Annotated in this window: 11 protein-coding genes; 9 read left to right on the top strand and 2 right to left on the bottom strand. The window is 70.2% G+C overall.

Annotated elements, in window-relative coordinates; all coding sequences use genetic code 11:
• Positions 1 to 122 precede the first annotated feature (122 nt).
• From M8231_RS06055 to M8231_RS06045, 3 genes are all read left to right on the top strand, one after another.
• A complete protein-coding gene (locus M8231_RS06055; protein WP_250202446.1) occupies positions 123 to 2,741 on the top strand; it encodes a TSCPD domain-containing protein in 2,619 nt (872 codons plus the stop codon).
• 57 nt (positions 2,742 to 2,798) lie between these two features.
• Positions 2,799 to 3,293 carry a pentapeptide repeat-containing protein gene (locus tag M8231_RS06050; RefSeq protein ID WP_249750779.1) on the top strand — a complete coding sequence of 165 codons (495 nt, stop codon included), beginning with the start codon at positions 2,799 to 2,801 and terminating at the stop codon, positions 3,291 to 3,293.
• Between the two features lie 81 nt (positions 3,294 to 3,374).
• Positions 3,375 to 4,262 (top strand): pentapeptide repeat-containing protein, encoded by an 888-nt coding sequence (locus tag M8231_RS06045; RefSeq protein ID WP_249750780.1) that lies wholly within the window; start codon positions 3,375 to 3,377, stop codon positions 4,260 to 4,262.
• Positions 4,263 to 4,337: 75 nt separating this feature from the next.
• Here M8231_RS06045 and aspS read toward each other — a convergent pair whose 3' ends face one another.
• Positions 4,338 to 6,170 carry an aspartate--tRNA ligase gene (gene aspS, locus M8231_RS06040; RefSeq protein WP_249750781.1) on the bottom strand — a complete coding sequence of 611 codons (1,833 nt, stop codon included), beginning with the start codon at positions 6,168 to 6,170 and terminating at the stop codon, positions 4,338 to 4,340.
• A 143-nt stretch (positions 6,171 to 6,313) separates the two neighbouring features.
• Between aspS and M8231_RS06035 the strand changes: the two genes are divergently transcribed.
• The 5 genes from M8231_RS06035 to M8231_RS06015 all read left to right on the top strand — a co-directional run bounded on the left by M8231_RS06035 (position 6,314) and on the right by M8231_RS06015 (position 11,793).
• Positions 6,314 to 6,601 carry a YciI family protein gene (locus M8231_RS06035; RefSeq protein ID WP_250202445.1) on the top strand — a complete coding sequence of 96 codons (288 nt, stop codon included), beginning with the start codon at positions 6,314 to 6,316 and terminating at the stop codon, positions 6,599 to 6,601.
• Between the two features lie 103 nt (positions 6,602 to 6,704).
• On the top strand, positions 6,705 to 7,400 hold the full coding sequence (locus tag M8231_RS06030; protein WP_250202444.1) for a P-loop NTPase family protein: 696 nt from the start codon (positions 6,705 to 6,707) through the stop codon (positions 7,398 to 7,400).
• Positions 7,401 to 7,484: 84 nt separating this feature from the next.
• A complete protein-coding gene (locus tag M8231_RS06025) occupies positions 7,485 to 8,009 on the top strand; it encodes a DUF3617 domain-containing protein (protein WP_249750784.1) in 525 nt (174 codons plus the stop codon).
• Between the two features lie 82 nt (positions 8,010 to 8,091).
• On the top strand, positions 8,092 to 10,302 hold the full coding sequence (locus M8231_RS06020; RefSeq protein ID WP_250202443.1) for an RNA degradosome polyphosphate kinase: 2,211 nt from the start codon (positions 8,092 to 8,094) through the stop codon (positions 10,300 to 10,302).
• 3 nt (positions 10,303 to 10,305) lie between these two features.
• Positions 10,306 to 11,793, top strand: a complete 1,488-nt coding sequence (locus M8231_RS06015; RefSeq protein WP_250202442.1) for a Ppx/GppA phosphatase family protein — start codon at positions 10,306 to 10,308, stop codon at positions 11,791 to 11,793.
• A gap of 18 nt (positions 11,794 to 11,811) precedes the next feature.
• Here M8231_RS06015 and rnd read toward each other — a convergent pair whose 3' ends face one another.
• Positions 11,812 to 12,963 (bottom strand): ribonuclease D, encoded by a 1,152-nt coding sequence (rnd, locus tag M8231_RS06010; RefSeq protein ID WP_249750785.1) that lies wholly within the window; start codon positions 12,961 to 12,963, stop codon positions 11,812 to 11,814.
• Positions 12,964 to 13,044: 81 nt separating this feature from the next.
• On the opposite strand from rnd, the gene purM reads away from it, so the two are divergent.
• Positions 13,045 to 14,082: a phosphoribosylformylglycinamidine cyclo-ligase gene (purM, locus tag M8231_RS06005; RefSeq protein WP_249750786.1), complete on the top strand. Its 1,038-nt coding sequence runs from the start codon at positions 13,045 to 13,047 to the stop codon at positions 14,080 to 14,082.
• Positions 14,083 to 14,092: the final 10 nt, after the last annotated feature.

Below are 14,092 nucleotides of genomic sequence, written 5' to 3'. Positions count from 1 at the left end.
CCGGCGGGACAAGAGCCGCATCGATATCTTGTGGGAAACCTGGGTTGGGACCACCACATATATTGGATCACGACCGCGTTCACCGTAGTTTGGCCCCGAGAGCCTCTCGGGGAGACGCCGGAATGCGCATTCAAACCGACTTCGCCGCCTTGGCCGACCGAGTCGCGATGGAGACCCGCGTCATCGAGCGCGACGGGGCCCTGCGCGAGGTGGAGGCGCCCGCCGGCTGGACCGACGCCCAGATCGAGGCGTGGCTGGATTGGTCAGGCGGCGAAGGCCACGGCGGCTGGCTGGACGGCGGCGTGGACGCTTGGGCCCAGCGGCTGGCCGCGCGAGGCCGCGACGTCGGCGTGTTCGCCGAGGCGGACGCCGCCCAGGCCTTCGCCGCGGGCCTGTCGGGAGCGGTCCGCCTGGGCCTGATCGCGCCCGCCGCCCCCCGCGCGGCGACCGTCACGACCGATCTTTCGGACCCGACCGCAGAAGCGGCGCTGGACCAGGCGCGGGCGGCCCGCGCGGCGGCGCGCCTGGGCGCCCAGGCGGCCGAAGCCCTGGCCGAGGCCCTGAACGCCGTGGCCGATGCGGTCGACCGCTGCGGGGGACCACGCGGAGACTGCGCCGATCCGAACCGGAACCCGGCCCTGGCGCGGGCGGCCGCCCTGGCGCGGCGATGCGGAGCCGCCGACGCCGACATCCTGCGCGCCGCCGATGGCGAACGGACGACGCTGTTGCTGGAGCCGCGCGCCGAGCCCGCGCCGACGGTCGCCCTCGCCGACCGGGCGCGCATGGCGGCGGGCGCGCCGGAGACCCTGGCGGCGGCCCGCGCGACGCTGGACGGCGGCCTGGTCCTGACCTTCGACCCGCGCGACGCCGAGGCCCTGGCGGCGCCGGCGACGGGAACGATGCTGAACCTGGGCGTGGCGGTCGAACGGGGCGGCGAATCCGCCGAGGCCGTGATCGCGGACCTGGCCCGTCTGGCGGTTCTGGCGGCGGAGTTGGAGAGCGAAACGCCCGGCGCGGTGACGCTCGGCCTGGAGGGCCTGTTGGCCGTGGCCGGCGCCGACCTGGACAAGGACGCGGTCGCCGCCGTGGCGGCGCTGGTCGCGGCGGCGGCGGCCGACACCTCCGCGACCCTGGCCCTGACGCGCGGGCCGGCGCCCGATTGGGACACGGCGCAGGACGAGGCGCTGGACACGCTGAAGGCGCGGCGAAACCGACTGAGGACGTCGAAGCATCCGGCGGGCCAACAGGCGGGTTCGATCCTAAACGGCCTGGCCCGCGCCCGCCGCCCGCGCCGGCACGCCGCCATCGGCCTGTTCGTCGAGGACGCGCAGGCGCGGCTGCGGCTGGGCCTGGGGGCGACGCGCGCCGTCGACCGCTTCCAGACCGCCGACGGAGAGATCGGGCGCAGGCTGCATCCGGTGCTGGCCGGCGCCATTCGGGCGGCCGGGGGCGAGGTCGAGGGCGCCGAGCGCTGGCTGTTCGGACGGCGCACCCTGGCCGAGGCCCCGGGCCTGGACCACGCCGAGTTGCGGGCGCTGGGCTTCACCGACATCGAACTGGCGGCTGTGGAGGCGGCGCTGGCCGATGCCGAAAGGTTCGACGCCGTCTTCTCCGCGCCCGTGCTGGACCCCGGCTTCATCCGCGACGTCCTGGGACTGGAGGACGGGGACGGGCCGCTGCTGACCCTGCTGGGCGTGTCGGAAGAGGCCGAGGCCGAGGCCGCGCGCTGGGTGTTCGGCCATGGCGACCTGGGCGGTTGGCCGGACGCGCCGGCCGGGATCGCCGCCCTGCTGGCCGACCCCGAGGCGGCGGAGGCCGACCTGCGCCGTGTGATCGAGCCCTTCAGCGACATGGCCGACGCCACGCCCGAGATGCTGGACTGGCGCGCCGGCCCGGCGCAAGCGGCCCGCGCCTTGAGCGAGGCGGCGATGGAGCAGCGACGGGCCGTGCGCCTTGTCCGTCGCGAGGCCCCGGCCGGCCGCCTGCTGGAACTGCCGACGGTCGAGCCGCAGCCCCGCGTCGAGGCCCACCGCCCTTCGCCAACCCCTGCGCCCGCCCCGGAACGGATCGTGGAACGCGTCGTCGAACGCGAGCGCGCGCGCCGCAAGCTGCCGGATCGCCGCAAGGGCTATATCCAGAAAGCCGCCGTGGGCGGGCACAAGGTCTATATCCACACCGGCGAATACGAGGACGGCGAACTCGGCGAGATCTTCATCGACATGCACAAGGAGGGCGCCGCCTTCCGCAGCCTGATGAACAACTTCGCCATCGCCATCTCCATCGGCCTGCAATACGGGGTGCCGCTGGACGAGTTCGTGGACGCCTTCGTCTTCACCCGGTTCGAGCCGGCGGGTCGGGTCACCGGCAACGACTCCATCAAGTCGGCCACATCGATCCTGGACTACATCTTCCGCGAACTGGGCGTGTCCTACCTGGACCGGCACGAACTGGCCAACGCCGCGCCGGACGACGACGCCGACGGCCTGGCCGACAAGCCCCAGGGCGAGGCGGTGCCGGCCGCCCGCTTCATTTCCAAGGGGTTCGCCCGCGGCTCGGCGCCGGACAATCTGGTCGTGCTGCCCTTTGGCAAGAAGGCCGAGCCTGAGCCGCGCGCCACGACGACCACCCAGGCCGTCGCCTGCCCGGCGTGCGGCGACTTCAGCCTGCAGCAACGCGGCCCCGGCTGGGTCTGCGACACCTGCGGGGCCTCTCCGGGCCAGATCGGCGCGGATCAGGGCTAAGTTAAGGGATGTGGCCTAGGGTTTGCTGAGAAACGACGAACCGTCGGAGCCCGGTCCATGAAACGCACAATCCGCCTGAGCCTGATCGCCGCCGCCGTGGCGGCGCTCGCCACGCCCGTCGTTGCGCAAAACGCCGGCCAGATCGCCAGCGTGCAGGCGGGCCGCAGCTGCGCCGGCTGCAACCTGTTCCAGGGCGACTTTTCGGGTCTGGAGGCGCGCGGTCTGAATCTGTCGGGATCGCGGCTGCGCCAGTCGGACCTGAGCCTGAGCGTGATGAACCGCACCCGCTTCTCCAACGCCGACCTGCGCGATGTCGAGGCCTATGGCGGCGTCTTCTCCAGTTCGAACTTCTCGGGCGCCAATATGACCAACGCCAGCTTCGTCGGCGCCTATCTGGAGGGAGCGAACTTCTTGGGCGCGACCCTGTCGGGAACCAACCTGTCCGGCGCCCAGCTGGCGCGGGCCACAGGCCTGACGCAGCGCCAGCTGGACCAGGCCTGCGGCGACGGCTCCACCGTCCTGCCGGGGCGCCTGCGCATTCCCGCCTGCTGAGCGCCCGCAACCTGTCCGCGATTTAACGAAGTTACCTCGATTTAAGTAGGTCGCGCCGGGGTTTCGGGGCATTCAGGTCTCGTGAAACAGATCGCCCGACAGTCCCCCAACCGCCTCCGCGCCGCCCTGCTGGTCGTCGGCGGAATGATGGTCGCCTCGCCCTCCCTGGCCGGGGTTGAGATGAGCCTGCAGGACCGCGACGTGGCGCGCTCCATGTCGCTGGGCGGGTCTTGCAACCGCTGCGAACTGTCCGGACGGAATCTGTCGGGCGCCACCTTCACCGGCGCCAGCTTCATGAACGCCACCCTGGTCGGCGCCAATCTGCGCGGCGCCGAGATGATGGGCTCCAACTTCACTGGCAGCGATTTCAGCCGCGCCAACCTTTCGGGCGTGCAGATCATCGGCGCCAACTTCTCTTCGTCCAACTTCACGGGCGCCAGCCTGGCCGGCGCCGAGGCCCAAGGCGCCTCTTTCGTGCGCGCCAACATGACCCGCGTCGATTTCTCGGGCGCCGAACTGCACGGCGTGAACTTCAACGGCGCCGCCCTGCCCGACGCCAACTTTACCGGCAGCGAGCTGTTCGGCGCGACCCTGGCCAATGTGCGCGCCGGCGGGGCCGATTTCTCGGGCGCCGAGGTCACGGCCTCCAATCTGTCGAATGGCGACTTTTCGGGCGCGGACTTTTCCGACGCCAATCTGGACGGCGCACGCCTGACCGGCGGCCGCTTCAGCCGGGCGAACTTCTCGGACGCTTCGCTGCGCCGCACCGACATCCGCGGCGCCGACCTCTCGAACGCCCGGGGCCTCACCCAGTCGCAGATCGGAGAGGCCTGCGGGGACGGCTCGACCCGCCTGCCCGGCCGACTGAGCGCCCAGGCCTGCCGCGGCGGCGTCAGGGTCATCCGCACCCCTCCGGCCCCGCCCGCGCCGCCCCGGGTTCGCAACCTGGTCATCGCCTCAGAGCAATAGGGCGTTGACGCGCCGGGCATGAAAAAGGGGACGCTGCGGCGTCCCCTTTCTTCGTTCCGGAGGCTGCGGCGCCGATCAGACCTTGATCGGCGGGGCGGTGCGGATGTGCAGTTCCTTTAGTTGGCGGTCCTCGACCGGCGACGGCGCGCTCATCAGCAGGTCCTCGCCTTGCTGGTTCAGCGGGAAGGCGATGACCTCGCGGATGGCCTGCTGGCCGGCCAGCAGCATGACGATGCGGTCGATGCCCGGGGCCAGGCCGCCGTGCGGCGGGGCGCCGAAGCGGAAGGCGTTCAGCATGCCGCCGAACTGCTCCTCGACCACCGAGGCGTCGTAGCCGGCGATGTCGAAGGCCTTCAGCATGATCTCGGCCTTGTGGTTCCGGATCGCGCCCGAGCACAGCTCATAGCCGTTGCAGACGATGTCGTACTGATAGGCGCGGATGGTCAGCGGATCCTGGGTCTCCAGCGCCTCCAGCCCGCCCTGCGGCATCGAGAACGGGTTGTGGGAGAAGTCGACCTTCTTCTCTTCCTCGGACCATTCGAACATGGGGAAGTCGACGATCCAGCAGAATTTGAACTGGTCCTCGTCGACCAGCTTCAGCTCGGTCCCCACGCGGGTGCGGGCCAGGCCGGCGAACTTGGCGAAGACGGCCGGGTCGCCGGCGACGAAGAAGGCGGCGTCGCCCTGGCCCAGGCCCAGCGACGACATCAGGGCCTGCGTCGGCTCCTGACCCAGGTTCTTGGCGATCGGGCCGCCCCAGGCGCCCTGGTCGTCGGACCAGAAGATGTAGCCCAGGCCCGGCTGGCCCTCCCCCTGTGCCCAGCTGTTCATGCGGTCGCAGAAGGCGCGCGAACCGCCCGTCGGCGCGGGGATCGCCCAGACCGCGTTCTTCTCGTCCGCGCCCAGGATCTTGGCGAACAGGCCGAAACCGCCGTCGCGGAAGTGGTCGGATGCGACCTGCATCTTGATCGGGTTGCGCAGGTCCGGCTTGTCCGAACCGTACCAGGCCATCGACTGGGCGTAGGTCAGGCGCTCGAAGCCCTTGTGCTCGAACGTCTCGCCGAAGTCGTTGGTGAAGGTTTGGGTCTGGTCGATGGGCGAGACCGGCTTGCCGTCGGCGAACTCCTCGAACACCCCGTGCATGACGGGCTCGATCGCCGCGAAGACATCCTCTTGCGTGACGAAGCTCATCTCGACGTCGAGCTGGTAGAACTCCAGCGAACGGTCGGCGCGCAGGTCCTCGTCGCGGAAGCAGGGCGCGATCTGGAAATAGCGGTCGAAGCCCGAGACCATCAGCAACTGCTTGAACTGCTGCGGCGCCTGCGGCAGGGCGTAGAACTTCTCGGGATGAAGGCGGCTGGGCACCAGGAAGTCGCGCGCGCCTTCCGGCGACGAGGCCGTCAGGATCGGGGTCTGATACTCCAGGAAGCCCTGGCCGAACATGCGGTTGCGGATCGACTGGATCACGCGCGAACGCAGCACGATGTTCTTGTGCAGGGTCTCGCGGCGCAGGTCGAGATAGCGGTGCTTGAGACGAATTTCCTCGGGATATTCCGGCTCGCCGAAGACCGGCAGCGGCAGTTCGGCGGCTTCGGACAGGACCTCGACGCCCTGCACGCGCACCTCGATCTCGCCGGTCGGCAGGTTGGGGTTCACCACGGCGGCGTCGCGGGCGACCACCTCGCCGTCGACACGGATCACGCTTTCGGCGCGCAGACGCTCGACTGCGTCGAAGCCGGGCGTTTCGGGGTGCAGCACCAGCTGCGTCAGGCCGTAGTGGTCGCGCAGGTCGATGAACAGCAGGCCCCCGTGGTCGCGCTTCCTGTGCACCCAGCCGGACAGGCGAACGGCGGAACCAGCGTCGGAGGCGCGCAGGGCGCCGCAGGTGTGGGAGCGATAGGCGTGCATGAGAATCGTCTGGACAGGGCCGCGCGGCGGCTGAAATCGGAAGCGGCGTAGGGCGCATCATCGCCCCCGAAAGTCAAGGTTCGGGCCGTTGCAAACCGGGCTCCGGCGCGCGATAGCGGGCGTCCGGATCGGAAAGAGCGCCCATGTTCATCGTCACCATCACCTACACTCAGCCCATCGAGGCGATCGAGGCGCGGACGGCCGAGCACCGCGAATGGCTGGACCAGCACGTGGCCAGCGGCTTGATCGTCGCCGCGGGACCGATGGTTCCGCGCACCGGCGGCGTTCTGGTGGTGTCCAGCGCCCTGACCAAGGACGCGCTCGAAACCCTGCTCAAGGACGACCCCTTCCAGGTCCACGGCCTGGCCGACCACGCCGTGACCGAGTTCAAGGCGGGCAAGCTGAATCCGGCGCTCGTCCCGTTCGCCTGACCGCCGCCGGCGGTGAAAACCATCCACAGGGGCCTGCGGCGCTCCCCGGAACCAACAGGGCGGGCCCAGCGCGGTTAACGCCGCGGTCTGCTATGCCGGGATCATGTCCGCCCGCCCCGCCCCGGCTCCAGCGCCCCCGCGCACGCCCCCGCAGCAGCTTCGCCTGCCGCTGGAGAGCCTGGGCGTGTCCGAGGCCCTGGTGGAATCCGCCTGCAACGCCGAGGCGGCAGGCGTGCTGGCGCGGTGGCCCGACGGGGTGGGCGTCACGCTGGCGCTGCATGGACCGGCGGGATCGGGCAAGAGCCGCCTGGCCGCCGCCTGGGCCGAGCGGGTCGGGGCGATCGCCCTGCACGGCGCCGAGGCCGCGCTGATCGAGGCGGCGGAGCTGGAAGGCCGCCCGGTGTTGCTGGACCGCGCCCAGGACGCCGACGACGAGAGCCTTTTTCACCTGATCAACCTGGCGGCGGCGGGCGGCGGCGCCCTGTTGCTGGTCAGTCGTGATCCGCCCCGCGCCTGGCCCAGCGCCCTGCCCGACCTGCGCTCCCGGCTGGACGCGATCCGCGTCGTGGCGGTGGAAGCGCCCGACGACGCCGTGATGGCGGCGATCCTGCGCGCGCGCTTCGCCGAGCGCAGCATCACCCCCGCCGACGACGTGATCGACTATCTGGTTCGGCGCCTGGACCGTTCGGCCGAGGCGGCGAGCCGTGCGGTCGAACGGCTGGACGCCCTGCACCGTCCGGTGACGCGGGCGCTGGCGCGGCTGGCGCTGGACGGCGAAGCGGCGACGGACGAGGACTGAACCATGCGGCGCCGCCGCAACCGGCGCGCCGTCCCGGCCGTTGACAGGCCGCGGCGTCGCCGTCGCGGTGAAGGATCGTTCCGTATGCGTTTCAAGATCGGCCTGGCTTCGGCCGCGACCGTCGCCCTTTTGGCCGCCTGTTCCGACGACCAGAGCGGTGCGGCCGCCCCCGCGCAAGCCGCCGCCCGGGCCGAGGCCGCGCCAGCGGCTGCCGGAACGGCGCCCGCGCCCCGGCCGGGCCTGTGGGAACATGTCATATCGGGCGATTCCCTGCCGCAGCCCACGACGGTCCGGGTCTGCGTGGGCTCCCCGACCTCCGGCGCCAATCCCTTCAACGCGCCGCAACCCGGCGTGACCTGCAGCGAGAATACGGCCAGCCCCGCGCCGGGCGGCGCCGCCTTCCATTCCGTCTGCGAGTCCCAGGGCATGACGGTCGTTTCGGACGGTCAGGTCTCCGGCGACCTGAACACCGCCTATCAGGTTCGGATCGCCAGTCGCGCCTCGGGCGTCAACGTGCCGCAGGAGATGACGACGACCACCACCGCCATCGACGCCAAGCGGCTGGGGGACTGTCCGGCAGGCGTGTCTCCCGACACGGTGGTCGACTGATCCCGCGCCGCCGGTCGACGCCGCGTCGCGATTTCACCGTCGCGCGCTTGCGGCCGTCACAGTGGCGCGCGACAAACGTCTCATGAGCGACGCAGCCATCCATGACGTGACCCGGGGCCAGGAAGTCCCCGCCTCCCGCGCCCCGCAGTTGGCGCTGGACGAAGCTTTGATGGCGTCGCCGGCGCGCTTCTTCAACCGCGAGACCTCCTGGCTGGCCTTCAACGAGCGCGTGCTGGAAGAGGCCGCCAATCCCAACCATCCGCTGCTGGAGCGGCTGCGGTTCCTGTCCATTTCGGCCAATAATCTGGACGAGTTCTTCATGACCCGCGTGGCGGGCCTGAAGGGACAGCAGCGCGAGCGGGTGCGCGTTCTGTCGGCCGACGGCCTGACGCCCGCCGAACAGCTGGACCGCATCAACGTCGCGGCCGGCGAACTGATGGCCGAGCAGCAGCTGCGCTGGCGGCAGCTGAAGAAGGAGCTCGCCACCGCCGGCATCGAGGTGGAGGACCGAGAGCGCATCACCAAGACCGAGCGCGAGCGGCTGGAGCCCGAGTTCCTGAACCAGCTGTTCGCCGTTCTGACGCCGCTGGCCATCGACCCGGCGCACCCCTTCCCCTTCTTGCCGAACCTTGGATTCTCCCTGGCGCTGAAGCTGAAGCGCAAGGGCGAGACCAAGACCTTCTACGCCCTGGTGCCCGTGCCCACCCAGGTGCGTCGCTTCTGGGAGCTGCCGACGGACGGCCGCTCCACCCCCGGTCGCAAGCGCTACCTCTCGCTGGAGAATGTGCTGCTGCTGTTCATCGACCACCTGTTCCCCGGCTGCGAGGTCCAGGAGAAGGGCGTGCTGCGCCTGATCCGCGATTCCGACATCGAGATCGAGGAAGAGGCCGAGGACCTGGTGCTGGAGTTCGAGGAAGCGCTCAAGCAGCGCCGTCTCGGCTCGGTGGTGCGGGTCAAGATCGAGGCCTCCATGCCGGCCGACCTGCGCGACTTCATCGTCGGCGAACTGGAGGCGGCGCCGCAGGACGTGGTGCTGGTGGACGGGATGCTGGGGCTGGCGCAACTGGCCGAACTGATCTCGGGCGGCCATCCGGATCTGAAGTTCCGAGGCTATGAGCCGCGCTATCCCGAACGGGTGCGCGACAATGGCGGCGACATCTTCGCGGCGATCCGCGAGAAGGACATGCTGATCCACCACCCGTTCGAGAGCTTCGACGTGGTGGTACAGTTCCTGCGTCAGGCGGCGCGCGATCCCAACGTCATCGCCATCAAGCAGACGCTGTACCGCACCTCCAAGGACAGCCCCATCGTCGCCGCCCTGATCGAGGCGGCCGAGAACGGCAAGAACGTCACCGCCCTGGTCGAGTTAAAGGCGCGCTTTGACGAGGAGGCCAACCTGCGCTGGGCGCGGGCGATGGAGCGGGCCGGCGTCCACGTCGTCTTCGGCTTCGTCGAATACAAGACCCACGCCAAGCTGAGCGTGGTCGTGCGACGCGAAGGCGACGGGCTGAAGACCTACTGCCACTTCGGGACCGGCAACTATCACCCGGTCACGGCCAAGATCTACACGGACCTGTCGTTGTTCAGCTGCGATCCCGTCCTGGGGCGAGACGCCAGCAAGGTGTTCAACTACATCACCGGCTATGCGACCCCGGACCACCTAGAGGCGCTGGTGGTGTCGCCGCTGAACATGAAATCCACGCTGATCGAATTGATCGGCAAGGAAATGTCGGCGGCGGCGATGGGCAAGCCGGCGGCCATCTGGGTGAAGCTGAATTCGCTGGTGGACGTCGAGATCATCGACGCCCTTTACCGGGCCAGCCAGTGGGGCGTGCGCATCGACCTGGTGGTGCGCGGCATCTGCTGCCTTCGCCCGGGCGTGCCCGGCCTGTCGGAAAACATCCGGGTGAAGTCCATCGTCGGCCGCTTCCTGGAGCACAGCCGCATCGTCTGTTTCGCCAACGGCAAGGATCTGCCGCACGACAGGGCCAAGGTCTTCATCTCCTCGGCGGACTGGATGACGCGCAACCTGGACCGCCGGGTCGAGCTGATGACGCCGATCCGCAACGCCACGGTCCACGACCAGGTGCTGGACCAGATCATGGTCGCCAATCTGAAGGACGACGCCCAGAGCTGGGTTCTGGACGCCGATGGACGATACACCCGTGTCATGCCCGCCGATCCGGAGCGGCCCTTCTCGGCCCACAAGTATTTCATGACGAACCCCAGCCTGTCGGGCCGCGGGCGTAAGGTGAAGACCCTGCCCGCCGTGCTGCGCTACGAGCCCCGCTGACGGATGATCGAGGCCCTGCCCCCGTCGCGCGACATCGCGGCCATCGACATCGGCTCCAACTCGGTCCGCCTGGTCCTGTATCGGCTGGAAGGCCGCGCGATCTGGACGGTCTTCAACGAAAAGGTTCTGGCGGGCCTGGGGCGCGACCTGGCCGCCACGGGCCGCCTGTCGCCGGAGGGGGTGACCCTGGCGATGACGGCGCTGCGCCGCTTCGCCGCCGTGCTGGAAGGGGTGCGGCCCGAACGCACCTTGATCGCCGCCACCGCCGCCGTGCGCGAAGCCGCCGACGGACCCGAGTTCTGCGAGCGCGTGGCCGCCGAGACGGGCCTGCGCATCCGCGTCCTGTCGGGCGAGGAAGAGGCCAAATACGCCGCAATGGGCGTTCTGGCCGGCGCGCCGGACGCGCACGGCGTCTCGGCCGACATGGGCGGCGCCAGCCTGGAGTTGACGCGACTGAACGGCGACGGCGTGGAGCACGGCCTGACCCTGCCGCTGGGTCCGTTCGCCCTGCTGGACCCGACGGGCTTCGACGCCGATCGCCTGCGCCGGACCATCGACGGTCGGCTGAAGCCGGTCGCCCGCGATTTCCAGTCCGACACCCTCTATGCGGTGGGCGGGGCGTGGCGGACGCTGGCGCAGGTGCACATGGGCCTGCGCGACTATCCGCTGCGGGTCGTGCACCAGTACGCCCTGAGCGCCGAGGAGGCGCTGGAGACGGCCCGCCTGGTGGCGCGCCAGTCGCGCGGCGGGCTGGAGAAGCTGCCTGGGGTGTCGAAGAAGCGGGCCGAGACCCTGCCCTACGCCGGCCTGGTGCTGGAGGGCCTGATCGGACGGCTGGGGCTGAAGCGGATCGAGATCTCCGCCTGGGGGGTGCGCGAAGGCCTGGTGTTCGAGACCCTGGACGAGACGATCCGAAACACCGATCCGCTTCTGGCGGGCACCGCGGCCCTGGGCCTGCGCCAGGGGGTCGCCCCGGCCCTGCCGGGCGCGCTGGAGGGATGGATCGCCGATGTTGTCGCGGCCCTGCCCTCGGCGTTCGGGAAGACGCGGGACGACGTGCTGACGGCGGCGGCCTGCAACCTGGCCGACCTGGGAGCGCGGCTGCATCCGGACCACCGCGTTGAGCTGGTGTTCGACCAGGTGCTGCGCGCGCCGGTGGCCGGGCAGACCCATGCCGAGCGCGCGTTCCTAGCCGCGGCGCTCAACGCCCGATACGGCGGCGACGCCGCGACCCCCGAGCCCGAAGCCGTCAACCGCCTGCTGGACGAGGATGCGGGCCGACGGGCGCGGGCCCTGGGCCAGGCCATCCGTCTGGCCTGCGACCTTTCGGGGCGGGCGCCGCAACTGCTGGCCAACGCGCGCGCCGTCGTGACCAAGGGCGAGCTCCGGCTCAGCGCGACCGAGGGCTACGCCGACGTGCTGCTGGGCGAACAAACCCGCAGGCGCGCCAGGGCCTTGGCCGAGACGATGGGGCTGTCGCTGGCGATCTAGGCAGGACGCCCTGGGTCCTCAGCCCTCGATCTCGACCACTTCGACGCGCGCGCCGTTCAGGACCAGGGCGATCTCGCCGCGCTTGAGCTTCAGCGCGTCCTCACCGAACAGCTGGCGACGCCAGCCCTTCATGGCGTCGATGTCGGCGTCGTCGTTGATGGCGATCTGTTCCAGATCGGCCACGGTGGCGATCAGCTTGGAGGCCACGCCGGCGTTGTCGCTCTTGGCCTTCAGCAGCACCTTCAGCAGTTCGACGACCGAGGGCGGGGCCGGCTGGCGGTGCGCGGGACGCTGCAGCTCGGGGGCGTGCGCCTCCGGGTCCGCCAGCACACGCTTCAGCTCCTCGGCCAGTTCCAGCCCAAGGCGCGAGCCGCCGAAACCCTTGGGCACGGACCGCAGGCGGTTGAAGGCGTCGGGGTCGGTCGGCGCCTGCTGGGCGATCTCGTCCACGCCCTCGTCCTTGAGGATGCGGCCGCGCGGCTGGTCCCGCTCTTGCGCCGCGCGTTCACGCCAGACGGCCACCGCCTTGAAGGCGGCCAGATATTTGGACGAGAACTTCTTGGGTTTCAGCCGCTTCCAGGCGTTTTCCGGATTGGTGTCGTAGAGCGCCGGGTCGGTCAGCGCCTCCATTTCCGACATCACCCACTCCAGCCGCCCCTCCTTCTGCAGTCGGTCGCGCAGCTTGGGGTAAAGCGCCGCCAGATGGGTGACGTCGCCCAGGGCATAGACCAGCTGGTTCTCCGACAGCGGCCGGCGCGCCCAGTCCGTGAAGCGGCTGCCCTTGTCCACCTCGATCCGCAGCGTCTGCCGCACCAGCGAATCATAGGCGACCTGTTCGCCGAACCCGGCGGCCATGGCCGCGACCTGGGTGTCGAACAGCGGCTTGGGCATGGCGCCCAGGCGCACGAAGATCTCCACGTCCTGGCGACAGGCGTGGAAGACCTTGACGATGTTCGGATCGCGCAGCAGGGCCAGGAACGGCTCCAGGTCCAGCCCGTCGGCCATCGGGTCGATGATCCCGGCGTGATCGGACGAGGCGGCCTGGATCAGGCACAGCCGGGGCCAGTAGGTCGTCTCCCGCATGAACTCGGTGTCGACCGTGATGAAGGGCGCGGAGGAAAGGCGGGCGCAGAAGTCAGCCAGCGCCTCATTTGTGGTGATCGGCGTCATTCCGATGCTATAGCCCCGCGCGATCCCCTTGTGGCAAGAGCGCCGCGACACATTTCCGCCTCTGATTCAGGTCCGTGACCCATGAGCGACACCGACAACCGCCTCTCGAACGGCCTGACCTACGCCGATGCGGGCGTGGACATCGACGCGGGCGAGATGCTGGTCGAGCACATCAAGCCGCTGGCCAAGTCCACGGCGCGCCCGGGTTCGGAGCCGTCGCTGGGCGGATTCGGCGCCCTGTTCGACCTGAAGGCCGCCGGGTTCGAGGACCCGCTGATCGTCACCACCACCGACGGAGTCGGCACCAAGCTGAAGATCGCCATCGAGACGGGCCGCCATGACGGGGTGGGCGTCGATCTGGTGGCCATGTGCGTCAACGACCTGTTGGCCCAGGGCGCCGAGCCGCTGCTGTTCCTCGACTATTACGCCACCGGCAAGCTGGAGATCGATGCGGCGCGGCGGGTGGTGTCGGGCATCGCCGAGGGGTGCCGCCAGGCGGGCTGCGCCCTGGTCGGCGGCGAGACCGCCGAAATGCCGGGCATGTACGGCGGCGGCGACTACGACTTGGCCGGCTTCAGCCTGGGCGCGGTCGAGCGCGGCCACGCCCTGCCCTATCTGGATCGCCAGGCGGCCGGCGACGTCATCATCGGCCTGGCCTCCACCGGGCCGCACTCCAACGGCTATTCCCTGGTGCGCAAGGTGGTCGAGAAGTCCGGCCTGGGCTGGGGCGACGACGCCCCGTTCGCCAAGGACCGCTCGCTGGCCCAGGCCCTGATGGAGCCGACCCGCATCTATGTGAAGCCGGTTCTGCCGCTGATGAAGGCGGGCCTGGTCAAGGGCGCGGCCCACATCACCGGCGGCGGCCTGATCGAGAATCCGCCGCGCTGCATCGCCGAGGGGCTGAAGGCCTCTTTCGACTGGGACGCCTGGCCCATGCCGCAGGTCTTCCAGTGGCTGGCCGAGACCGGCGGGATCAGCGACCACGAGATGCGTCGCACCTTCAACTGCGGCGTCGGCTTCATTCTGATCGTGGCGCCCGAGAACGCCGAGCCGGTGCTGGCCGCCCTGTTGAACGCGGGCGAAGTCGCCTTCGTCTGCGGCCAGTTGGAAGCGGCCTGACCCGGTGAAG

This window comes from Brevundimonas albigilva (assembly GCF_023573565.1).
GTDB lineage: Bacteria > Pseudomonadota > Alphaproteobacteria > Caulobacterales > Caulobacteraceae > Brevundimonas > Brevundimonas albigilva.
Note: the sequence above shows the minus strand (reverse complement) of the source record. Positions and strands in the feature narration are given on the sequence as shown.

What these genes read in the sequence shown, in the direction of transcription:
- rnd (WP_249750785.1), bottom strand. Translation starts at nt 12,963, where the DNA reads ATGACGCCGATCACCACAAATGAGGCGCTGGCTGACTTCTGCGCCCGC.
- M8231_RS06020 (WP_250202443.1), top strand. Translation starts at nt 8,092, where the DNA reads ATGAGCGACGCAGCCATCCATGACGTGACCCGGGGCCAGGAAGTCCCC.
- M8231_RS06025 (WP_249750784.1), top strand. Translation starts at nt 7,485, where the DNA reads ATGCGTTTCAAGATCGGCCTGGCTTCGGCCGCGACCGTCGCCCTTTTG.
- M8231_RS06055 (WP_250202446.1), top strand. Translation starts at nt 123, where the DNA reads ATGCGCATTCAAACCGACTTCGCCGCCTTGGCCGACCGAGTCGCGATG.
- aspS (WP_249750781.1), bottom strand. Translation starts at nt 6,170, where the DNA reads ATGCACGCCTATCGCTCCCACACCTGCGGCGCCCTGCGCGCCTCCGAC.
- purM (WP_249750786.1), top strand. Translation starts at nt 13,045, where the DNA reads ATGAGCGACACCGACAACCGCCTCTCGAACGGCCTGACCTACGCCGAT.
- M8231_RS06030 (WP_250202444.1), top strand. Translation starts at nt 6,705, where the DNA reads ATGTCCGCCCGCCCCGCCCCGGCTCCAGCGCCCCCGCGCACGCCCCCG.
- M8231_RS06035 (WP_250202445.1), top strand. Translation starts at nt 6,314, where the DNA reads ATGTTCATCGTCACCATCACCTACACTCAGCCCATCGAGGCGATCGAG.
- M8231_RS06015 (WP_250202442.1), top strand. Translation starts at nt 10,306, where the DNA reads ATGATCGAGGCCCTGCCCCCGTCGCGCGACATCGCGGCCATCGACATC.
- M8231_RS06050 (WP_249750779.1), top strand. Translation starts at nt 2,799, where the DNA reads ATGAAACGCACAATCCGCCTGAGCCTGATCGCCGCCGCCGTGGCGGCG.